Genomic DNA, 20,402 nt, shown 5'->3' on the forward strand with positions numbered 1-20,402 from the left:
GTCCGGGTCCCCGACGTGACGCATCTGGCGCGGAGGCTGGAGGCACGCATGACCACCACGACGTCCCACGTCCCCGAGCACATGCCCGAACCCGGGGAGCCGGCGGACGGTGCCCGAGCCGTGCGCCCGCCGTGCGCGGAGCCGTCGGACGGTGCGGCGACGGCCGGGCGACCGGTGCGGCTCATCCACAGCGAGTCCACCACCGAGATCCCCGTCCATCTGCTCTTCCGCGACGCCCCGGGGCCGGCACCCGTGCGGTTGCGCCCCGCGGTGGTCGCCCGCCGGTCCGGCGGGGGGCGGGACAAGGAGGAGTCGCCCCGCGCCGCCGCCCCGCGGGTCGACCTCGACCTCGTGGAGCGTCCCGCCCGGGTGCTGCCCGGTGCCGTGGGGGTGCTCGCCGGGCTGTGCGGGGCGGCCGGGTGCGTGGCCACCTCGTGGTGGGCGGGGATGCTGCCGCCGCTCGCGGCGGAGGTGCTCGGTCTCACCGCACGCGCCGGTGCGGCCGGGCCCGGACCCGCGCAGTGGGCGGCATACGCGGCGGCCGGGGCCCTCGGGCTGTTCGGGTTCGGCGGGCTGGCCCGCGGGCGGACCGGGCGGGCCTGGGTGCTGGACCTGTTCGGCCGCTACCGGGGGACGGTGCGGCGGACCGGGCTGCTGTGGGTCAACCCGCTGCTGCTGCGCCGCCGGGTCGATGTGCGGCTGCGGCACTGGCGCGGGGAGCCGATGCAGGCGGCCGACCGGGGCGGGGTGGCGCTGCGGGTGGCCGTGCTGGTGGCGTGGCGGGTGCGGGACACCGCGCGGGCCACGCTGGGCGTCGAGGACCACGAGGCGTATCTGCGCGCGTGCGTCGAGGCGGCGCTGCTGCGGGTGCCGGTGGCGGCGCCGGGCTCGGGGCGGGGCGCGACGCAGGCGACGGAGGACTCGCTGACCCGGCTGGTGGCGGCGGACGCCGCGCCGGTGGGGGTGGAGGTGTTCGCGGTGCGGCCGGTGCGGGTGGAGTACGCGCCCGAGGTGGCCGCCGCGATGCACCGGCGCCAGATCGCCGCGCTGGACGCCCAGCACCGGGCGAGCGTGCTCAGTTCGGTCGTGGATTCGGTGGAGGACACGGTCACCCGGCTCACGGTGCGAGGACTCGTGGACCTGGACGACTACGAACGCAAGGTGCTGGTGAAGGACCTGACGGTGGCGTTCTGCGCGGGCCGCGGGGAGACGGGGCCGTGAACGGCCGGAGAACAGGGCCTGCGATTGGTATGGACATGTTCAGCCCGCGACCATAATCTGAGACTTGGTCTAGACCTACCTGCACGGCTCACTGAAACTCCCCCACGTTCTCCAGGAGCGGCAGCATGCGCACACGGACCAAGCTGTACGCAGCCGCGGTGGGACTGGCCACGACCGGAGCGCTCGTGCTCTCCTCCGGTGGTGCCAGCGGCCACGGCTACACCGATCTGCCGATCAGCAGGCAGAAGCTCTGCCAGAACGGCAGCGTGACCAACTGCGGCGCCATCCAGTGGGAGCCGCAGAGCGTCGAGGGCCCGAAGGGCTTCCCCGCCTCCGGTCCCGCCGACGGCCGGCTCTGCTCGGCGGGCAACTCCCGGTTCGGGCAGCTCGACAGCCCGCGGACCCCGTCGGGCGGGGCCTGGCCCACCACCCGCGTGTCGGGCGGCCAGAGCTACACCTTCCGGTGGCAGTTCACGGCCATGCACGCCACGACCGACTTCAAGTACTACGTCACCAGGCCGGGCTGGAACCAGAACCACGCCCTGTCCCGGTCCGACCTCAACCTCACGCCGTTCCTGACGGTGCCCTACAACGGCCAGCGTCCGCCGCAGACCCTCTCGCACAGCGGCCGCCTGCCCTCCGGCCTCAGCGGCCACCACGTGATCCTCGCGGTGTGGACCGTGCATGACACGGGCAACGCGTTCTACGCCTGCTCCGACGTCACGTTCTGACCGCCGCCCGGACGACCGAGCACGTCAAAGGGCCTCTCGCTCCCACGAGAGGCCCTTCAGGGTGCGCCGCCAGGGACTCGAACCCCGGACCCGCTGATTAAGAGTCAGCTGCTCTAACCAACTGAGCTAGCGGCGCATGACTCCCGCCGACCGCTTCCGCGGGCGGCGACGGAGAAAATACTACCTGGTCCGCAGGGATGCTTCCGACCGCCGCCCGCGGAGCCTAGATCGTCAGCGAGAGCAGCACCGGGGCCGCGTTGCGGTTCAGGGTGTCCGCGGCCTGGCGCAGCCGGTGGGCGTGCTGGACCGGGAGGGACAGCGCCAGACAGCCCACCGAGGAGCCGGCCGTGATCGGGACGGCCGCGCAGACCGTGCCGACCGCGTACTCCTGCAGGTCCAGGACCGGCACCGTGGGCGGCTGCGACGCCAGCCGGGACAGCAGCAGCCGGTCACTGGTGATGGTGCGGGAGGTGAGCCGGGCCATCTTGTGCCGGGCGAGATGGTCGCGCCGGCCGTCGTGGTCGAGCTGGGTGAGCAGGCTCTTGCCCACCGCCGTGGCGTGCGCCGAGAAGCGGAAGTCCACCCACTCGTTGACCTTCGGGGTGGCCGGGCTGTCGGCGTACTGGGTGACCCTGACCTCGCCGTCGATGTACCGGCTGAGGTAGACGGCGGCGCCCACGGAGTCGCGCAGCCGGTCCAGGGTGTGCTGGAGCTTGTCGCGCAGCGCCCGGTCGTGTCCTTCGGCGGAACCGAGGCGGGTGAAGGCCGCCCCGGTGACGTACGCGCCGTCGGCGAGCTGCTCGACGTAGGCCTCGCGGCGCAGCATCCGCAGGAGGGTGGTCAGCCGCTCCGTGCCGAGGCCGGTCTCGCGGGCGAGTTCGGTGTCGTTGACTCCTGTGGTGTGCCGCGCCACCGTCTCCAGGACGCGCAGGGCGTCCTGGACCGAGTGGTACGACGCGGTCGGCTCGTGCCTCAGCGCCACGGTTTCCCCCTGCGCTCGCTCTTGGGGCCGCAATCCGGTCAGCGAATCCCCTCCACGATAGCCGTCAAACGGCCGCTGGGAAGCGGGGGTTGACAAGATTGCGGCCCTCTCAACTGCGACGCCGACCACTGGCATATGCCAGGGGAACGACCCACCGTTATGACGTGGGCCATCCGCCCCGCGCGTCGCGATTCACTCCCGCCGGGGGATCCCGGTCAGGAGGTGGAGCTGAACTTCGGGTCGCCGCCGGTGCCGAGGAGGGTGCCGCCCTCCCACAGGCCGATCTCCCAGTAGATGGTGGAGTTCTCCGGGATCTCGTCGTGGAAGCTGTCGCACACCTGCCAGCCCGCCCCGGAGCCGCCGTGCTCGTAGCAGCGGAAGTTGTCCCCGGTCCGGTTCACCGTGCCGCGCACCTCGATGTGGTGGCCGTCGGCGAGGGTGTCCCGGACGTAGAACTTGTCGCCGTAGGGGCGGAAGCAGGCCAGGCCGGCCGTCGCGCGAGGATTCTCGTAACCGGTGACCTCGTTGCAGTTGGCGTCGAGTGTCGGGGAGGTCGACGTGCTGGAGGCCCGCTCCGAGTAAAGGGTGGCCGCGGAGGCGGAGGTGCCGAGAAGGGCGACGAGTGAGAACGCGGTGGTGGCGACGAGTACTGGGGCGGTGAATTTCACTGAGTGGTTCACTCCTGAGGTGTGAAGGGGTGGTTCCCGGACACCCGCCCGGTCCGCGGGCTGTGGGCGGACTTCCGCGTCGGCCCTTGGAGTGGCGGGCGCGATATGACGTGTTCATTACAGTATGGGCGGATTCGCGTCACTGTAAGGCGGTTCTCGGACACGCGTCGTCGGGAACCGGCCCCGTCCCCGGTACAGAGCGCACGCACCGCGCGTCATGCCACCGCCCCGTCCGACTCGAGGTCGCACGGGGCGGTGGTCTGCGGGGGTGGTGGGCCTGCGGTCCGCGGCACCACGTTCAGAGCACGGCGCTCAGGAATTCCCTGGTGCGGTCGTGCTCGGGCTCGCTGAAGATCTTCTCCGGGGTGCCGCTCTCGATGACCCGGCCGGAGTCGAACATCAGAACCGTGTCGGAGATGTCCCGGGCGAAGCTCATCTCGTGGGTCACGCAGAGCATGGTGATGTCCGTGCTGCGGGCGATGTCCCGCAGCAGGTCCAGGACGCCCGCGACCAGCTCCGGGTCGAGGGCGGAGGTCACCTCGTCCAGCAGCAGCACCTTGGGCTGCATCGCCAGCGCGCGGGCGATCGCCACCCGCTGTTGCTGGCCGCCGGAGAGCTGGGCCGGGTGCGCGTCGCACTTGTCGGCCAGGCCCACCATGTCGAGCAGGCCCTTGGCCCGCTCCACCGCCTCGTCCTTGGACATGCCGAGGACGGTGACCGGCGCCTCGGTGATGTTCCGCAGCACGGTCATGTTCGGGAAGAGGTTGAACTGCTGGAAGACCATGCCGATCTTCTTGCGGACCTCCCTGACCTCCTTGTCGGAGGCCGGGAACAGCTTCTGCCCGTCGACCGTGATCGTGCCCTCGTCGGGCTTGAGCAGGGTCATCAGCAGCCGCAGGATCGTGGTCTTGCCCGATCCGGACGGCCCGATCAGGGTGACGTGCTTCCCGGCGTCCACCGAGAAGTCCAGGTGGTCGAGGACGGTGTTGCTGCCGAACCGCTTGGTGACCTGTTCCAGCCGGATCAGCTCCCCGCCGCCGGCCGCGGCCTTCTTCTCGGGATTGGGCAGGGTCTCGGGGGTGTCAGTGGACAAGGCGTCGCTCCAGGGCTCGCAAGGCAAGGGAGGCCAGGTAGGAAATGACGATGAAGGCCACGCCGATCACCGTCAGGGGCTCGGTGAACTGGAAGGTCTCACGGGCGAAGAGCTGTGCCTCGCCGAGCATCTCCAGCACGGTGATCGCCATCAGGATCGGGGTGTCCTTCAGCATGGCGATGACGTAGTTGCCGAGGGCCGGGACGACACGGCGGATCGCCTGCGGCAGGATCACCGCCGTCCAGGTCCGGCGCAGCGGCAGGTTGAGGGCCGTGGCGGCCTCCCACTGCCCCACCGGAACGGCCTCGATGCCGGCCCGGTACACCTGCATCGTGTACGTCGAGTAGTGCAGGCCGATGCCGACCACACCGGTGGTCAGGGCGGAGAAGGTCAGCCCCCACTCGGGCATCACGTAGAAGAGGAAGAACAGCTGCACCAGCAGCGGCGTGTTCCGGATGAACTCGGTGACCGTGCCGACGGGCCAGGTGACCCAGCGCGAGGGCACCCGCATCAGGAGCGCCCACACCAGGCCCAGCACGAAGGAGATCACCGAGCCGATGGCCAGGACCTGCAGGGTGACCAGCAGTCCGTCCCAGAAGTGCGGCATGAAGTCGGCGACCGCGCCCCAGTCCCAGTTCACGAGACACCTCCCACACCCGTGACCTCGGGCTGCCGCGCGGCTCCGGCGCCGGCCCGGGGTTCCTTGCCCACCCCTGCCTTCAGCTTCTTCTCCAGACCTCGCATGCCCCGGGTGAGGAGGAAGGCGATGACGAAGTAGATGAGCAGGATGTACGTGTAGATCTCCGCGCTCTCCTGCAGAGCCAGGCGCACCAGGTTCCCGCTGAACGCCAGGTCGCCCATGCCCATGAGGGACACCAGCGCGGTGCCCTTCAGCAGCTCGATCAGGAGGTTGGAGAACGGCGGGATCATCTCCGGCACCGCCTGCGGCAGCAGGATCAGCCGCATCCGCTGCCACGGGGTGAAGCTGAGGGCGATGCCGCCCTCACGCTGCGCCGGGTCCACGGCCGCGATCGCGCCGCGCACGATCTCCGCGCCGTACGCCCCGTAGGTGAGGCCCAGCGCGAGCGTCCCCGCCCACATCGGCACCAGCTGCCAGCCGAAGCTCAGCGGCAGCACGAAGTAGATCCAGAAGATCATGATCAGGGCGGAGGTCCCGCGGAACACCGTCGTGTACAGGGCCGCGAGGAAGCGGACCGCCCGCGACTGATGCGTGCGGGCCACGCCGACGACGAACGCCACCGCCGCGCCCAGCAGGGCGCTGAAGACGAGCAGCTGGACGGTCGTCCAGATGCCTCTGAGGACCAGTTCCCAGAGTCCGGATGTCATCCGCAGAGCTCCTTCGCGGTCATGTCCGTCATCTCGTTCTCGGTGAACCCGAAGGGCTTGAGAATCCGGAGCAGCTCGCCGCTGTCCTTGAGCTTGTGCAGCTCCCGGTTGAAGGCGTCACGCAGGTTGCTCTCGCTCGGCCGGAAGGCGAAGGCGCCGCCGTCGACGTGCGGCTTGCCGCCGACGATCGGCTTGAACGGCTCGGTGACCTCGGCCTTGGTGGACTTCTTCACCACTTCCCGGGTGGTCAGCGCCGTACCGGCGAAGACGTCGGCGCGCCCGGTCTCGACCGCGTTCAGCCCGGCCACCTGGTCCGGCACGATCAGGATGTCGCCCCGGTCATAACCGGCCTCCACGGCGTACGCGATCTCCGCGTAGCCGGTTCCGGTCGCGAACTTGGCCTTCTTCTCGACGACGTCCTTGTAGTCCCGCAGACCCAGCGGGTTGCCCTTGCGCACGATGAACGAGTCGAGCATCTGGTAATCGGGGTCCGAGAAGATGACCTGCTCGCACCGCTCGGGGTTGATGTACATCCCGGCGGCCACGATGTCGAACTGCTGGGAGTTCAGGCCCGGAATGAGGGAGCCGAACTCGGTGGGCACCGGCTGGACCCGGTCCACTCCCAGCCGCTTGAAGATGACCCTCGCCAACTCCGGCGCCTCGCCGGTCAGCTCGCCGTTCTTGTCGATGTAGCCGAAGGGGATCTCCCCGGCGATGCCGAGCCGGGCGACGCCCTGCGCGCGCAGACGGTCCAGCAGCTCACCCCCTTCGGTGTCCGAGGCGGTGGCCACGCGTGAGCATCCGGTCGCCGCGAGCGCGCCGAGCGCCGCGACCCCCGCGAGCAGCGACCGGCGGGAGGGCCCGGATATGCGATCACGCCCGACCGCGGGCGGCATTCTGTCTGGTGGTGAAGCCATGGCGGCGCGGCTACCCGAAGCGATGCGAGTTATTCCGGCCAGTTTCGGCCCCGTTCGGCGGTCGGGCGGTCTTGACCCGCGCGGGACCATGGGGGACATGGCAGACCGATATCTCGAGATCTCCCTGGTCAAGCGAGGAGTCACCGGCACGGCCCGGCTGCTCGACGACCGGGCGCCGATCACCTGCGAAGCCGTCTGGAAATCCCTCCCGCTCTCCGGCGACGTCTACCACGCCAAGTACGCGCGCAACGAGATCTACGCCCTGTTCCCGCCGTTCGCGGACACCGAACCGCCCCTGGAAAACCCGACAGTCACCCCCATTCCGGGTGATCTGTGCTATTTCTCCTTCGCCGGTGCCGAGTTGGGCACCAAGGCCTACGGCTACGACCGCGAGGTCCGCCCCGGCACCACCGTCGTGGACCTGGCCCTGTTCTACGAGCGCAACAACCTGCTGCTGAACGGGGACGTCGGCTGGGTCCCGGGCATCGTCTGGGGCCAGGTGGTGGAGGGGCTCGACGCCCTGGCCGACGCGTGCAACGACCTGTGGCGCACGGGCGCGGCCGGGGAGACGCTCAGCTTCCGGCGGGCGTGAGGCCGGACCCTAGTACAGCGCGTGCGCCGCCCGCAGGACCAGGTCGTCCCGGTGCCGGGCGGCCACGATCTGGAGTCCGACGGGCAGTCCGTCGGCGTCGGTGCCGACGGGTACGGACGCGGCGGGCTGCTGGGTCATGTTGAAGGGGTACGTGAACGGGGTCCAGCCCGTCCAGCGGCGGTGACCGGAACCCTTCGGCACCTCCGCCCCCGCCTCGAACGCCGTGACCGGCAGGGTCGGGGTGACCAGCAGGTCGTAGGTGTCGTGGAAGCGGCCCATCCGGCGGCCCAGGTCCATCCGCACGTCCACCGCGGCCAGATAGTCCAGCGCCGAGAAGCGGGCGCCGGCCCCGCAGATCTCCCGCAGCCCCGGGTCGAGCAGCGCCCGCCGCTCCCGGGGCAGGTGCTGGACCACCCGCGCGGCACCGGCGAACCACAGGGTGTGGAAGGCCTCCACCGGGTCGGTGAGATCCGGGTCGGTCTCCTCGACGTGGGCGCCGAGCCCGGCCAGCCGCTCCACCGCCCGCCGCACCGCCGCCGCGACCGCCGGATCCACCCGTACCTGCCCGCCCAGCGACGGCGAGTAGGCCACCCGCAGTCCGCGCACCCCGCCCGCCAGGCCCTCCGCGAAGGTCCCGGACGCGGGCCCGAGCGCCGACCAGTCCCGCGAGTCCGGCCCTCCGATCACATCCAGCAGCAGGGCCGCGTCCGCCGCGTCCCGGGTCATCGGACCGACGTGCGCCAGCGTGCCGAACGCGCTCGCCGGATACAGCGGCACCCTCCCGTAGGTCGGCTTCAGCGCGAAGATCCCGCAGAATGCCGCCGGGATCCGCACGCTCCCCCCGCCGTCCGTCCCCAGGGCGAGCGGTCCCGCCCCCAGCGCCACGGCCGCCGCCGCGCCCCCGCTGGATCCGCCCGCCGTCCGGGACGGGTCGTGCGGGTTGCGCGTGACGCCGTGCAGCGGGGAGTCCGTCACGCCCTTCCAGCCGAACTCGGGGGTCGTCGTCTTGCCCAGGAACACCGCGCCGTGCTCCCGCAGCCGGGCCACCGAGGGCGCGTCCTCGTCCCAGCGGCCGCCCGGGTCGACCGTCCGTGAGCCCTTCAACGTCGGCGCGCCGCGCAGCAGCAGGATGTCCTTCACCGTGACCGGCACCCCGTCGAGCAGCCCGCACGGCTCACCGCGCCGCCACCGCTCCTGTGAGGCGGCGGCCCGCTCCAGCGCGTCCTCGGCGAGCAGCCGGACGAACGCGTTCACCTCCGGCTGGATCTCCTCCGCCCGCTGAAGTGCGGCGCGGGTCACCTCCACGGGGCCGATCTCCCCGCTGCGGTACCCCTCGACGAGCCGTACGGCGGTCAGTTCGGTGAGCTCGGACATCCGGCCTCCTCGGAGACGTCAGTGACCGGGTACATACCCGCGCTGCTTGTCGACCACGTTCACCAGCGGCTCACCCGCGGCCCACCGCTCGAACAACTCCACGAACTGCTCGCCCAGTTCGTCCCGCCAGCCGACCGTGTCCCCGCTCATGTGCGGCGACACGATCAGCCCCGGCAGCTCCCAGAGCGGGCTGTCCGGGGTGAGCGGCTCGGTCTCGAAGACGTCCAGCGCGGCGCCGGCGATCCACCGGCCGCGCAGCGCCTCGGCCAGCGCCTCCTCCACGACCAGCTGCCCCCGGCCGATGTTGACGAAGTGCGCGGACGGCTGCATCACACCGAACCGGCGGGCGTCGAACATGCCCCGCGTCCCCTCGGTCAGCGGCGCGGCGGCGATCACCCAGTCCGCGCGAGCCAGCAGCCGGTCCAGGTCCTCCGGCCCGTGGACGCCGTCCCGCGCCGCGCGCCCGACCAGCGCCGTCGTCACCCCGAGCGCCTCCAGGGTGCCGGCGATCGCCCGGCCGATCGGCCCGGAGCCCACCACACAGGCCCGGGTCCCGGCGAGCCCGCGTGTCTCCCGGTGCCGCCAGGTCCGCTCCCGCTGCAGTCGCAGCGTCCGCGGCAGGTCCTTGGCGAAGGCCAGGACGAGGGCCGCGACATATTCGGCGATCGGCCGGTCGAAGACCCCGCGCGCGTTGGTGACCACGGTGTCCGAGGCGGCCAGTTCCGGACAGAGCAGATGGTCCACACCCGCGCTCGCCGTGTGCACCCAGCGCGGCCGGGGCCCCTCACCGGGCCACGCCCGGCGCACCGCGTGCGAGGTGAAGTCCCACACCAGCAGCACGTCCGCGGACGGCAGTCGCTCGGCGAGCGTCGACTCGTCCGCGTGCTCGACCCTGACCCGGCCGGTGAGCCTGCCGAGACGGGGGAGCGGATCGGCGTCCAGCACGAGCAGCGTGGGGGTGGTCATGAGCCGCCGTTTCTCCGGTCCGGCCGGGGTTTTCGGGACGGGATGGCAAGAGTCTGAGATGCGCGGATTGACCACGCTCGCACCCCAACCTACCGTCGTCAACACGGGCGTTCCCACGATCCGTTGCGTGCTCGTCTCCCAGCGTGAGGCCGGTGCTGACATGGACGTCTCCTTTCTCGGCGGTCCGGGCCCGCAGCGCGGTGTCGGTGTGGTCGCCCCCTTCGACTTCGCGCTGGACCGCGAGCTGTGGCGCTGGATACCGGACGACGTGTCGCTGCACCTCACGCGCACCCCGTACGTGCCGGTCGAGGTGAGCCTCGACCTCGCCCGGCTGGTCAGCGAGCACGAGACGCTGGGCGACGCGGTGCGCACCCTCACCGCGGTCACGCCCGAGGTCGTGGCGTACGCCTGCACCTCGGGCAGCTTCGTCGGCGGGATCGTCGGCGAGCGCGCGATGTGCGAGGCGATGAGCCGGGCCGGCGCGGTCCCGGCGATCACCACCTCCGGCGCACTCCTCGAGGCGCTGGTGGAACTGGACGTCCGCCGGGTCGCGCTGGTCACCCCGTACACCGTGTCGGTCACCCGGGCGCTGGAGAGCTACGTCGCCCGGGCCGGTGTCACGGTCACCGGCTGCGCGTACATGGGCCTGACCCGGCACATCTGGAAGGTCACCTACCGCGAGGTGGTGGACATGGCCAGGCGGGCGGCGGTCCGCGGGCGGCTCGGCGCGGCGGACGCGCTGTTCCTGTCCTGCACCAACCTCCCGACCTACGACGTCATCCCCCAACTGGAGGCAGAACTGCGCATACCGGTCATCTCGGCCAACCAGGTGACCATGTGGGCGGCGCTGCGCCGACTGGGTACCCGAGCGGTGGGACCGTATCAGGCGCTGATCGACGCGTCGGCGCGCTCCGGAACCGTTCTGCCGGGCCAGGCGTCCGGCTCCGTACTGCCCGACGTGCCGGAAGAGAAGCAGCAGGAAGGCTGGACATGACCGCACTGGGATTCCTCTACCCGGGCCACTCCGCAGAGGACGACTATCCGCGTATCGAGCAGTTGCTGGGCAGCGACGTCCGGGTGGACCTGGTGCACACCGACATCGGTGAGGACGCCCACCGGGTGGACGCGCTGCTGCAGATGGGCGCGCCCGAACGGCTCGCGGCCGGTCTTCAGCAGCTGCGCCTGTCGGGCGCGGAGGCGGTGGTGTGGGCCTGCACCAGCGGCAGCTTCGTGCACGGCTGGGACGGCGCCCATGAGCAGGTGCGCAGCCTCGCCCTCGCGGCGGGGATGCCCGCCTCGTCCACGTCCTTCGCCTTCGTGCACGCCCTGCGGGAGATCGAGGCACGCCGGGTCGCGGTCGGCGCCACCTACCCGGACGACGTCGCCGCCCTCTTCGCCGCGTTCCTGCGGGCCGGCGGGGCCGAGGTCACCGGCGTGCGCAGCTCCGGGATCATCACGGCCGCGGAGGTCGGCACCTGGGGCGAGGAGGAACTGTTCGCCCTGGCCCGCGCGGCCGACACCCCCGACGCGGACGCCCTGCTCCTGCCGGACACGGCCCTGCACACCGTCGCCCACATCCCCGCCCTGGAGAAGGAGCTGGGCAAGCCCGTCCTCACCGCCAACCAGGTCACCGCCTGGGAGTGCCTGCGCCTGGCCGACCGCCGGGTGAACGCCCCCGAGCTGGGCGCGCTGTTCACCCGGGAGCCGATCGTGCAGGTGTGAGGGATCTCGCATCCGGGCGTACGGTTCCGTCGCGCGCCCGCGCCGTGCCTCCGTCGCCGCCCTTGCGCGCCCCGCGGCCCGGGTAGTGACCGGTCGGCACGCCGACCCGCGGGGCGACTCCGGCGGCGTACCGATCGACCGGCACGGCACCATGGGCGTCGGCTCCCAGGCCGACGCGCGGCGGCGCGGACGAGTCCGCGGCGGACGGGGTGGGGTCCGGGCTCCGCCCTGTCGGCCGGCAGGTGCGGGCGGACCTGCCGTCCCCGCGCCGGAACGGCCTCCGGCCGGAGTCGGCCGGAGGCCCTCTTGCGGGGGCGCGGGACAATGGACGGTGGCCCGCTTTCCCGGGGGCCGCATCGCGACGTACGTGAAGGAGACGTCATGGCGGAGCACACGCCGCGTCGGGACCAGCCGCGGCTACGCCCCGCGCCCCTGCTGTTCGAGCCCGCGGAGGCGGCCTCGGATCCCGAGCACTTCTTCGACCTGGAGTCGATCGAGGATCCGCGCGCGCTGCTGGAGCGGGCGACCGAGCTGACGCTCGCGTTCCGCGCCGCAGCGGACCGGGCGACCGAGTTCCAGGCGATGGCGGCGGCGCAGCTCGCCGACCCCCGGCGCTTCGACCGGCTGACGCCGGCGGACATCGCGGAGCGCGCCGAGTGGACCGAGGACTACGCGAAGAAGATGGTCGAGTTCGGCCGGGGCCTGATGCGGGGCGGGGAAGGTCCGGGGCACGTCGACCCCGTGTGAGTCCCGCGCCCCGAGCCTCCTCGAACGGGCGTGGCATATGCCGGGTGGGCAAGATACTCGCTCGGCCGCCTCGCCGTCACCGATTCGGGCAACTCTGCGGAACCGTTCCCTCACGACGGGTAGACGTATCCGTCATGAGCAGCACACGGAATGCCTCCGACGTCAGCGGTGTCACCCCGGACGGCGCCGCCTGGCTCGCCTCGGCCGGAACGTATCCGCGCAGCACGCTCTCGCACTGGCAGGAGCGGCCGGCCGCCCCGGCGGTGCTGCCCTGCGGTGTGGTCTTCGACGTGGTGAGCGCGCCCGCGGTCTTCGGGCGGCGGATGCTGGACCGGATGTGGGAGGAGGGCCCCGGCTCGGGCCCGGTGGCGGAGTTCCGCGGCCGGATGCTGCTCTTCGCCGCACCGGGCACGGCACAGCGCCTCCCGGTGCTCATGGAGTGGGAGGAGTGGGGCGCGCGCGGCGCGCGGACGGACGGTGTCCCGCCGCTGCTGTGCCACGGCACCGGCGACGCGGTGACCGTCCCCGCCCCCGCTCCCGGCTGCGCGGTCCCTCTGCCCGCCGCCCGCTGGCTGGTCGCCCCGGACACCCGTCGCCCCTGGTTGCCGGGGCCGGAGGTACTGCTCTGGGCGGCGGTCCGGGCGGCCCGCGCGGCCGTGCGGATATCGATTTTTCCTCCCGCGGATCGTGATGCTAATGTCTACGACGTCAGCAGGCGCCGCTAGCTCAGTTGGTTAGAGCAGCTGACTCTTAATCAGCGGGTCCGGGGTTCGAGTCCCTGGCGGCGCACGACACGAAGAAGGCCCCTCGCCTCGAGCGAGGGGCCTTCTTCGCGTCCGGTCACCCCGTGGTGATCTTCACCGTCCAGGCCCCCGACGCCGTACGCCCCTCCACCTCCACCCGTACGGCCTCCCCGGGCACCGTGAAACTCTCGCCCAGGGCGACCGGCGCGTCGGCGAGCGGCGGGTAGACGGAGTCCTCCCAGCAGGCGCCGGTGCGCGGATGGGCGTCGACGACCTCGATGGGCCCGCGCCCGGAGCGCGTGTCACTGCTCACCCGGTAGACCAGCACGCCCTGCCGGCAGGCCGTCGCGTCGTTGCCGACCGGCCCGCGCGCCTCGAAGGCGAGCGCGCTGTCGGGACCGGTGCGCACGACCGCGAGCTTGGTGCCCCGCCCCAGGCCGAAGGACGGCGCCCCCGCGGCACCGGTCACCGGCGTCCCCGGGCCCGCCCCCAGCGGCTCCAGCGTCAGCCGCACCTGCCCCGCCTCCCGCACGCACCGCACCTGCCGGGGCTCCAGCCAGCCCAGCTTCCACTTGTGCCAGCCGAAGAGGTCCGGCGCGAGCGCGAACTGGCTGCCCATCAGGTCCCAGTCACCGACGTGTGTGTCCCAGTCGCCCTTGCCGTCCACGGGCCGGTGGTAGAGGTCGGGCAGGTCGAAGACGTGCCCGGTCTCGTGGGCGAGGACGAGCCGGTCCGGGGGATGGTTCTCGAACACGGTGACGACCCGGCGGATGTCGGTGCCGTCGGCGCGCAGGGGCCGGTCCAGATTGACGACCTTGGTGGCGTCGGAGTCCACGCCCGGCGCGTACGGGTCGGCGACGAAGTACACGACGTCGTAGCGCGAGTAGTCGACGTGCCGGTCGGTCACGGCGAGCGCGTCGCGCAGATAGGCCGCGCGATGGGCGACGGTCCAGTCGCGCTGTATGGCGTACGCCGTGGAGGGGCGCGGCATGCGGATCCACCGCCGCAGGGGGTGCGGGCGCAGGCTGAACCTGCCGTAGGAGGCCCGCTGGAAGAAGCGGCTGGTCGCCGGGAAGTGGTCGGCGGCGAGTTCGGCGGGCGTGACCAGAGGACGGGAGTCGGGGAAGGACAGGAACACCATCACCGCGTCCAGCCGGCGGGCGGGGCGCGGGTAGGCGGCGTTCCAGGTGTCCAGGCCCTCGGAGTGGTGGGTGTCGGTGCGGGTGAGGGCGCACGGGGCCGCGGAGAAGGGCTCGGCCACGGAGGGGACGCTCACCATCGAGGTCGCGGCGAGCGCCGACATGGTGGCGCACATCGCCGCCGTGCTGCGCATCCGGGGCCGTACACCCGAACGGCTCAACCGGTCCCGCAGTGCCTCACGGCCGAGTTCCCTCGGGGTGAGCTGACGCGGCACGAGGACCTCCTGGAGACGGTTCGCGGAACACCGCACCCCAGACTCTGGTGATTTGTCGTACTACGCCCTGTTCAACTGCACCGGACGGGTGAGAACAGAGAGAATCCGGGCGGGGCAGGACGAAGTCGACACCCCGCGCACTCACGGAACGTCACAACTGGTCGGGGGCCCGCATAAGCCGTCCACGCGCGGGCAGAAACGATCGAGCAGAGATGCGCGACCGTCCAGGAGACCGGACAGTGGCTGGAAGGCCCCGGCGCGGGCCTCTATGATCGGCACACTTTCCTGGTACTGAGAGACTTTCTCGCACGGACAGCGGCGGACAGCGATCGAGTGCACTGCGGGAGCGAGTGGTGAGCGGAACGTCCGAAGGGCCGGCGCCCGCGACGGAACTCGACCGGCCGGCCGTCACAGAAGGTGAGATCATCACGTCTGCCGGTACCGAACCCCCGGTGCTGTGCTCCCCGTCGCCCCCCTCCTACCGCTCCGTCTTCACGGCCGCGCCGCTCGCCATGGCGGTGGTCGACCGCGAGGGCACGGTGACCGGAGCCAACGCCGCCCTCGCCGGACTGCTGGGCCGCGACCAGGACACCCTGACCGGCGCCGTCGCCGCCGACCTCGTGGACCTGGCCTCCGACGCCCGCACCTGGCACGCCTACCGGGAGATGCTGCGCGGACGGCGCGCCCGGCTGCGCTGCACACGCCGGCTCAAGCACCCCGAGGGGCACGTGCTGTGGGTGCGGGTCACCGTCGCCCCGCTGCCCGCCGACGACGGGGGAGTGCTGCTGTCCGTCGCCGACATCAGCGACCACCGGGAACTGCAGCAGCGCCTGCGGCACCTGCGCATGCACGACCCGGTCACCCGGCTGCCCAACCGCACCCTGTTCTTCGAACGGCTGACGGCCGCGCTGGAGGCGGAGTCGTACGAGGAGAGCGGCACCGGCCGCATCGGTCTGTGCTACCTCGACCTGGACGGCTTCAAGGCCGTCAACGACACCCTCGGCCACCGCGTCGGCGACCAGCTGCTGGCCGCCGTCGCGGAACGGCTCCGGCAGTGCGCCGAGAACGCGGCCAGGACCGGCACACCGCTGGTCGCCCGGCTCGGCGGGGACGAGTTCGCGCTGCTGGTCGAGGACTCCACCGGCACCGAACAGCTCGCCGACCTCGCCGAGTCGCTGCTCGACGCGATCCAGGCGCCCTTCGACCTCTCCGGCCGCAGGCTCTCGGTCTCCGCGTCGATCGGGGTGGTCGAGCGGCATGCCGCCGGCACCACGCCCACCGCGCTGATGCAGGCCGCCGACACGACGCTGTACTGGGCGAAGGCCGACGGCAAGTCCCGCTGGACGCTGTTCGACCCGGAGCGCAACGCCCACCGCGTCACCCGCCAGGCCCTCGCCTCGACGCTCCGCCCGGCCATCGACCGCGGGGAGTTCGCGCTGGAGTACCAGCCGCTGGTGGGCATGGAGGACGACCGGGTGCACGGCGTGGAGGCGCTGATCCGCTGGCACCACCCGCGGTTCGGCACCCTGACGCCGAATCGGTTCATCTCACTGGCGGAGGAGGACGGCTCGATCGTGCCGCTCGGCCGCTGGGTGCTGCGCACCGCCTGCCGCCAGGCGCGCGAATGGCAGGTGGAGCACCCCGACGGGCCGCCGATCTTCGTCAGCGTGAACGTGGCGGTCCGTCAGGTGTGGGACTCCGACCTGGTCGCGGACGTCGCCGACACCCTCGAGGAGACCGGTCTGTCCCCGGAGCTGCTCCAGCTGGAGCTGACCGAGTCGGCCGTGATGGGCTCCTCCGGCCGGCCGATCCAGGCCCTGAAGGCGCTCAGCGACATGGGCGTACGCATCGCCATCGACGACTTCGGCACCGGCTACTCCAACCTGGCCTACCTCAGCCGCCTCCCGGTCTCCGTGCTGAAGCTCGACGGCTCCTTCGTCCGGGGCTTCCAGCTCGAGGACCGCACCGCCAAGGCGAGCCCGGCGGACGAGGTCATCGTCGAGGCGATGGTGCAGCTCGCCCACCGGCTCGGCCTGACGGTCACCGCGGAGTGCGTGGAGACCTCGGCGCAGGCCAAGCGGCTGCGCCGGATCGGCTGCGACACCGGTCAGGGCTGGCTGTACTCGCGCCCGGTGCCCCCGGACCGCATCTCCGAGCTGCTGGCCACGCCCGGCGTCCCGGACGTTCAGGCGGGCGTGGGCAACCCGTAGACGTCGGCGATCAGCTCGTACGAACGCAGGCGTACGTCACCGCTGTGCGCGTTGGCGGTGAGCATCAGCTCGTCGGCGCCGGTGCGCTTCTGCAGCTCGTCCAGCCCGGTGCGGACCTCGTCCGCGGTGCCGTGGATCACATTGGCGTTCCACGAGTCGACGAACTCCCGCTCCATCGGACTGAAGTCGTACGCCTCCGCCTCCTCCGGCGTGGGCACCAGCCCAGGGCGGCCGGTGCGCAGCCGCACCATGTTCAGCGCCGCGGCGAGCACCTGCCGACGGGCCTCCTTCTCGTCGTCCGTGGCGAGCGCCGAGACGCCGATGAGGGCGTAGGGCGCGTCGAGGACCTCGCTGGGACGGAAGCTCTCGCGGTACAGGTCGAGCGCCGGGATCGTGTTCTGCGCCGAGAAGTGGTGGGCGAAGGCGAAGGGCAGGCCGAGCATGCCGGCCAGCCGGGCGCTGAAACCGGAGGAGCCGAGCAGCCAGACGGGCGGGCGGTGCGGCGACTGCACCCCACCGGGCGAGGTCGCCTGCACCGGGCCGGGCACGGCGTGGATCCGGCGGTAGGGATGCCCGTCGGGGAAGTCGTCGTCCAGGAAACGGGTGAGCTCGGCGAGCTGCTGCGGGAAGTCGTCGGCGCCTTCGTTCAGGCGCTCGGCACGGCGCAGGGCCGCCGCGGTGGCGCCGTCGGTGCCGGGAGCGCGCCCCAGCCCGAGGTCGATCCGCCCCGGTGCCATGGCCTCCAGCGTCCCGAACTGCTCCGCGACGACCAGCGGGGCGTGGTTGGGCAGCATCACCCCGCCGGAACCGAGCCGGATGCGGTCGGTGTGCGCGGCCAGGTACGCCAGGATCACCGCGGGCGAGGAGGAGGCCACGCCCGGCATGGAGTGGTGCTCGGCGACCCAGTGGCGGTGGAAACCGCGGGACTCGGCGAGCCGGGCGATCTCGACGCTGGTCCGCAGGGCGTCGCTCGCGGTCAGGCCCGCACCGACGGTCACGAGATCCAGTACGGACAGGGCAACCGGGGCGGTGCCATGGACGGTGCCCCGTATCTCGTCTGCGGCCACGGTGAGGTGCCTCCTGCTGATGTGTGACGCTGAGCTCCGGTGGCACAACGGGGGAGGGCCTGTACGTATTCCCCCCGCGGGGCTGCGGGGAGGGGGCGGCGCATCAGCGGGACCGGTCGTCCTCCGCGGCCGGCAGGAGCTGCGTACGGGCCAGATGGGCGTACAGCCCGCCCTCGGCCATCAGCCGGGCGTGGGTGCCGCTCGCGGTGATACGGCCGTCGTCCAGGACCAGGATCTGGTCGGCGTCCTGAACGGTGCCTTCTTCACGACCAACGGCTGTACGAGCACCACTGCCGCCGAGGCCGTGACCAGGGCCGGGCCTGCTCCTGCCTCTGCTCCCGCGCGCTTTCACCGGCTCCGTTCCCTTGTTCGTGCGTGTCCGTAACGGTGATGCACGGTTCAAGGCGGGCCCGCCCACCTGGGCTGGCCACCGTCGCCGACCAGCCCTGCCGTCGGAGCAGCCGATGCTCGTGCCGAGTGTCGGCGGGCTGCCGGTCCCGGGCGTGAGCGGGGCTCAACCTGGCGCAACCAGGGTCGAATTGTGAGCGTGAGTCCTTGCGTGTCGCACAGCAAGTTGTCGCCTACGACCGTCCCACGGCCGGATCGCAGGCAAAGGGCCAGTCAGGAGGCTGCCCCTTACGTCCGTCGCCGGGCTCACCGAGGGCGGTGGGCCCGATACTGCCGAAAGAACCGAACCTGCGCCGCCTCGGCAGGTTGCCGCTGGTTCGCGGGCGGCGCCGTGGCGACAGGACGAAGGGGGCGTACCCGGGGTGTGCGACGCTGGAGCGGCTGCGGTCGACGGCACATGACCTGAACTGCGAAGTCGCGCTCTCGCACCTCGTGCCATATATCATCGGCGATATGGGCAACGGGCGGTACTCGATCGAGATCGAGCCGGAGGTGCGGCTGTGGCTGGAGAACATTCCCGCCCATCACTACAAGCAGGCGGAACGAGTTGCCGACCTGCTCGCCGAGCAGCCCACCACACTCGACGAACCGCACTCCCGCCATCTGGGCGGCAAGCTCCGCGAGCTGCGCTTCCGCCTGGGCGATACCCATCAGCGGATCACCTACTGGCTGGCACCCGGCCGACGTGTCGTGCTGCTCACCGTGTTCCGCAAGACCAAGATGCGCGAGCAGGCCGAAGTGGACCGCGCCCACGCCGCACAGCGATTGTGCGAGGCAGAGCATGAAGCCGCCGCCGAGCACGACCTCTACAGCCGCAACCTCAAGGAGAACCGATGAACCACAGCGAATGGAGGACCCGTCGCCACCACCGGCTGCTGGGCGAACACCTGGACGCCGACCCCGAGTACGACCGGGTCTACGAAGAGGCCGGCCTCGCCATGACGTTGGGCAAGGCCGTCTACGACCGGCGTAAGCAGCTGGGCCTGAGCGAGGCCGACCTCGCCGATCGCATGCACGTCGGCGTCGATGACATCGAAGGGATCGAGACGGCCACCGAGCTGCCGCCCATCGCCGTCATCATGCGCCTGGCCCGCGCACTGGACCTCACGGTGGACGTGCACCTCGCCGGCGGAGACGAGCCCACCGTCACCATTGTTGCCCCAGCGGCCTGAGGCGGGGAGGAACCATGCAGGACCGGCCTTCCGCGCTCGCCCGTGAGCTCGGGCAACTCGTCCACGACCGGCGCATCGAGCTCGGGCTGTCCCAGGCTGAGCTGGCCGAGCGGTGCGGGATGAAGCAGCCGCAGATCTCCCGCTTCGAAGGCGGCGGGACCGTGCCCACGCTTCCCCTCCTGCGCCGCCTGGCTCAGGCTCTCGGCGCCGACCTGACCATCAGCCTCACCCCGCACGACGAAGCCGCTTGACAGTGGAAGTTGGGCTACTGCGATCCAAACTCCAAGGTGTGTGTCGCCAAGACCATCGACGGCAACATCAACACCGTGATGACGGATGTTGACGACGTCCACATCAACCGCCTTCGGGGGGCGCTGACAGCGTAGGAGTCACATACGATCGAGAGGCGAATGCGGCCTACACCTCGTTCGTCGATCCACGGACGCGTCCCAAGGCGGCGCGTATGTATCCCTGTGATCCGGCCGAGGTGGGTGGCATGATCAATCTCGACTTCGAGGAGAACAGGTGCCTCATCGGCATTGAAGTCCTGGCGGCCAGTTCGAAGGTGCCCCAGTACCTGCTCGACCGAGCGGAGCGGATCGACGTGGAAGGCGCTTGAAGGACCGGGTCCGCGCGGATTAGCTCCTGGCTCTGCGAGAGGCGCCCTTCGTGGACGCAGAGCGGTCAGGGATGCCACCGCACCCGGTGTTCCGCCAGGTGCGCCAGGACCGCCTGGTTCGCTTCCCAGCCGTCCGGGAATTTGACCAGGGTGCCCAGCTGGACCGGTTCGGTGGACGGGTAGTCGTCCAGGAGGTCGGTCACGCCCTCGCGGCAGACGACGATGCAGGCATGGCGGTGGCGGGAGGCCAGGACGCACAGGCGGCCGGTCTCCAAGTGGAACGCGGTGGCGTCGGGGCGGCCGGAGAGGGGATGGAGGACTTCCCAATCGTGATGTCAAGCCGCGAGCGTGACGGGAGGTGAAGCTTGGTAGCACTGTCCGTCACGGATCATCGCCCACAGGACGTTGA

Annotated in this window: 22 protein-coding genes, 2 tRNA genes and 2 pseudogenes; 13 read left to right on the forward strand and 13 right to left on the reverse strand. The window is 71.5% G+C overall.

Features of this window, described 5'->3' with window-relative positions:
• Positions 1 to 48: 48 nt before the first annotated feature.
• Both ACZ44S_RS24655 and ACZ44S_RS24660 read left to right on the forward strand, forming a co-directional pair.
• On the forward strand, positions 49 to 1,221 hold the full coding sequence (locus ACZ44S_RS24655) for an SPFH domain-containing protein (protein ID WP_466932520.1): 1,173 nt from the start codon (positions 49 to 51) through the stop codon (positions 1,219 to 1,221).
• A gap of 125 nt (positions 1,222 to 1,346) precedes the next feature.
• Positions 1,347 to 1,952 carry a lytic polysaccharide monooxygenase auxiliary activity family 9 protein gene (locus ACZ44S_RS24660; protein ID WP_466932522.1) on the forward strand — a complete coding sequence of 202 codons (606 nt, stop codon included), beginning with the start codon at positions 1,347 to 1,349 and terminating at the stop codon, positions 1,950 to 1,952.
• A 62-nt stretch (positions 1,953 to 2,014) separates the two neighbouring features.
• On the opposite strand, the gene ACZ44S_RS24665 is transcribed toward ACZ44S_RS24660, so the two are convergent.
• The 7 genes from ACZ44S_RS24665 to ehuB all read right to left on the reverse strand — a co-directional run bounded on the left by ACZ44S_RS24665 (position 2,015) and on the right by ehuB (position 6,938).
• Positions 2,015 to 2,088, reverse strand: a tRNA-Lys gene (locus ACZ44S_RS24665).
• A gap of 87 nt (positions 2,089 to 2,175) precedes the next feature.
• Positions 2,176 to 2,934, reverse strand: coding sequence for an IclR family transcriptional regulator (locus tag ACZ44S_RS24670; protein WP_466932524.1), 759 nt, complete (start codon positions 2,932 to 2,934; stop codon positions 2,176 to 2,178).
• A gap of 215 nt (positions 2,935 to 3,149) precedes the next feature.
• Positions 3,150 to 3,602 carry a hypothetical protein gene (locus ACZ44S_RS24675; RefSeq protein WP_466932526.1) on the reverse strand — a complete coding sequence of 151 codons (453 nt, stop codon included), beginning with the start codon at positions 3,600 to 3,602 and terminating at the stop codon, positions 3,150 to 3,152.
• A gap of 298 nt (positions 3,603 to 3,900) precedes the next feature.
• Positions 3,901 to 4,695 (reverse strand): ectoine/hydroxyectoine ABC transporter ATP-binding protein EhuA, encoded by a 795-nt coding sequence (gene ehuA / locus ACZ44S_RS24680; protein WP_466932528.1) that lies wholly within the window; start codon positions 4,693 to 4,695, stop codon positions 3,901 to 3,903.
• Complete coding sequence (gene ehuD / locus ACZ44S_RS24685; RefSeq protein ID WP_190164245.1) at positions 4,685 to 5,335, reverse strand: ectoine/hydroxyectoine ABC transporter permease subunit EhuD; 651 nt, start codon at positions 5,333 to 5,335, stop codon at positions 4,685 to 4,687. The genes ehuA and ehuD overlap by 11 nt, the downstream gene beginning before the upstream one ends.
• On the reverse strand, positions 5,332 to 6,042 hold the full coding sequence (gene ehuC / locus ACZ44S_RS24690) for an ectoine/hydroxyectoine ABC transporter permease subunit EhuC (RefSeq protein WP_086702932.1): 711 nt from the start codon (positions 6,040 to 6,042) through the stop codon (positions 5,332 to 5,334). The genes ehuD and ehuC overlap by 4 nt, the downstream gene beginning before the upstream one ends.
• A complete protein-coding gene (ehuB, locus tag ACZ44S_RS24695; protein ID WP_466932530.1) occupies positions 6,039 to 6,938 on the reverse strand; it encodes an ectoine/hydroxyectoine ABC transporter substrate-binding protein EhuB in 900 nt (299 codons plus the stop codon). Before ehuB ends, ehuC begins: the two co-directional genes overlap by 4 nt.
• Positions 6,939 to 7,056: 118 nt before the next feature.
• Here ehuB and ACZ44S_RS24700 point away from each other — a divergent pair, with 118 nt between their 5' ends.
• A complete protein-coding gene (locus ACZ44S_RS24700; RefSeq protein ID WP_190164247.1) occupies positions 7,057 to 7,551 on the forward strand; it encodes a DUF3830 family protein in 495 nt (164 codons plus the stop codon).
• A gap of 9 nt (positions 7,552 to 7,560) precedes the next feature.
• On the opposite strand, the gene ACZ44S_RS24705 is transcribed toward ACZ44S_RS24700, so the two are convergent.
• Both ACZ44S_RS24705 and ACZ44S_RS24710 read right to left on the reverse strand, forming a co-directional pair.
• On the reverse strand, positions 7,561 to 8,925 hold the full coding sequence (locus ACZ44S_RS24705) for an amidase (RefSeq protein WP_466932533.1): 1,365 nt from the start codon (positions 8,923 to 8,925) through the stop codon (positions 7,561 to 7,563).
• An 18-nt stretch (positions 8,926 to 8,943) separates the two neighbouring features.
• Entirely contained in the window at positions 8,944 to 9,891 is a 948-nt protein-coding gene (locus tag ACZ44S_RS24710) for a D-2-hydroxyacid dehydrogenase (RefSeq protein ID WP_466932535.1), read from the reverse strand.
• Positions 9,892 to 10,051: 160 nt separating this feature from the next.
• On the opposite strand from ACZ44S_RS24710, the gene ACZ44S_RS24715 reads away from it, so the two are divergent.
• The 5 genes from ACZ44S_RS24715 (at position 10,052) to ACZ44S_RS24735 (ending at position 13,149) form a co-directional block, all read left to right on the forward strand.
• The gene (locus ACZ44S_RS24715) at positions 10,052 to 10,885 is read left to right on the forward strand and encodes a maleate cis-trans isomerase family protein (RefSeq protein ID WP_466932574.1); all 834 of its coding nucleotides are present in this window, start codon (positions 10,052 to 10,054) and stop codon (positions 10,883 to 10,885) included.
• The gene (locus ACZ44S_RS24720; RefSeq protein ID WP_466932537.1) at positions 10,882 to 11,613 is read left to right on the forward strand and encodes a maleate cis-trans isomerase family protein; all 732 of its coding nucleotides are present in this window, start codon (positions 10,882 to 10,884) and stop codon (positions 11,611 to 11,613) included. Before ACZ44S_RS24715 ends, ACZ44S_RS24720 begins: the two co-directional genes overlap by 4 nt.
• A 381-nt stretch (positions 11,614 to 11,994) precedes the next feature.
• Positions 11,995 to 12,360, forward strand: a complete 366-nt coding sequence (locus ACZ44S_RS24725; RefSeq protein WP_190164251.1) for a hypothetical protein — start codon at positions 11,995 to 11,997, stop codon at positions 12,358 to 12,360.
• Positions 12,361 to 12,494: 134 nt separating this feature from the next.
• On the forward strand, positions 12,495 to 13,085 hold the full coding sequence (locus ACZ44S_RS24730; RefSeq protein WP_466932539.1) for a bifunctional DNA primase/polymerase: 591 nt from the start codon (positions 12,495 to 12,497) through the stop codon (positions 13,083 to 13,085).
• Positions 13,076 to 13,149: transfer RNA gene (locus ACZ44S_RS24735), tRNA-Lys, on the forward strand. The genes ACZ44S_RS24730 and ACZ44S_RS24735 overlap by 10 nt, the downstream gene beginning before the upstream one ends.
• A 51-nt stretch (positions 13,150 to 13,200) precedes the next feature.
• On the opposite strand, the gene ACZ44S_RS24740 is transcribed toward ACZ44S_RS24735, so the two are convergent.
• The gene (locus tag ACZ44S_RS24740; RefSeq protein ID WP_466932576.1) at positions 13,201 to 14,418 is read right to left on the reverse strand and encodes a M6 family metalloprotease domain-containing protein; all 1,218 of its coding nucleotides are present in this window, start codon (positions 14,416 to 14,418) and stop codon (positions 13,201 to 13,203) included.
• Between the two features lie 452 nt (positions 14,419 to 14,870).
• On the opposite strand from ACZ44S_RS24740, the gene ACZ44S_RS24745 reads away from it, so the two are divergent.
• Complete coding sequence (locus ACZ44S_RS24745) at positions 14,871 to 16,727, forward strand: putative bifunctional diguanylate cyclase/phosphodiesterase (RefSeq protein WP_466932541.1); 1,857 nt, start codon at positions 14,871 to 14,873, stop codon at positions 16,725 to 16,727.
• Here the strand turns inward: ACZ44S_RS24745 and ACZ44S_RS24750 are convergent.
• Positions 16,703 to 17,794 carry an LLM class flavin-dependent oxidoreductase gene (locus ACZ44S_RS24750; RefSeq protein ID WP_466932543.1) on the reverse strand — a complete coding sequence of 364 codons (1,092 nt, stop codon included), beginning with the start codon at positions 17,792 to 17,794 and terminating at the stop codon, positions 16,703 to 16,705. The two genes, ACZ44S_RS24745 and ACZ44S_RS24750, sit on opposite strands and share 25 nt — an antisense overlap.
• Positions 17,795 to 17,897: 103 nt before the next feature.
• Positions 17,898 to 18,146, reverse strand: a complete 249-nt coding sequence (locus tag ACZ44S_RS24755) for a hypothetical protein (protein ID WP_466932545.1) — start codon at positions 18,144 to 18,146, stop codon at positions 17,898 to 17,900.
• Between the two features lie 509 nt (positions 18,147 to 18,655).
• On the opposite strand from ACZ44S_RS24755, the gene ACZ44S_RS24760 reads away from it, so the two are divergent.
• From ACZ44S_RS24760 to ACZ44S_RS24775, 4 genes and pseudogenes are all read left to right on the forward strand, one after another.
• Positions 18,656 to 19,039, forward strand: a complete 384-nt coding sequence (locus ACZ44S_RS24760; protein WP_466932547.1) for a type II toxin-antitoxin system RelE/ParE family toxin — start codon at positions 18,656 to 18,658, stop codon at positions 19,037 to 19,039.
• Positions 19,036 to 19,374 carry a helix-turn-helix domain-containing protein gene (locus ACZ44S_RS24765; RefSeq protein ID WP_466932549.1) on the forward strand — a complete coding sequence of 113 codons (339 nt, stop codon included), beginning with the start codon at positions 19,036 to 19,038 and terminating at the stop codon, positions 19,372 to 19,374. Before ACZ44S_RS24760 ends, ACZ44S_RS24765 begins: the two co-directional genes overlap by 4 nt.
• 14 nt (positions 19,375 to 19,388) lie before the next feature.
• Complete coding sequence (locus tag ACZ44S_RS24770) at positions 19,389 to 19,625, forward strand: helix-turn-helix domain-containing protein (protein ID WP_466932551.1); 237 nt, start codon at positions 19,389 to 19,391, stop codon at positions 19,623 to 19,625.
• A gap of 149 nt (positions 19,626 to 19,774) precedes the next feature.
• A pseudogene (locus tag ACZ44S_RS24775) lies at positions 19,775 to 19,993 on the forward strand (DUF2283 domain-containing protein); the annotation flags it as partial.
• A 65-nt stretch (positions 19,994 to 20,058) separates the two neighbouring features.
• Here the strand turns inward: ACZ44S_RS24775 and ACZ44S_RS24780 are convergent.
• Positions 20,059 to 20,313, reverse strand: a pseudogene (locus tag ACZ44S_RS24780) (helicase); the annotation flags it as partial.
• Positions 20,314 to 20,402: the final 89 nt, after the last annotated feature.

It is taken from the genome of Streptomyces malachitofuscus, from assembly GCF_055571035.1.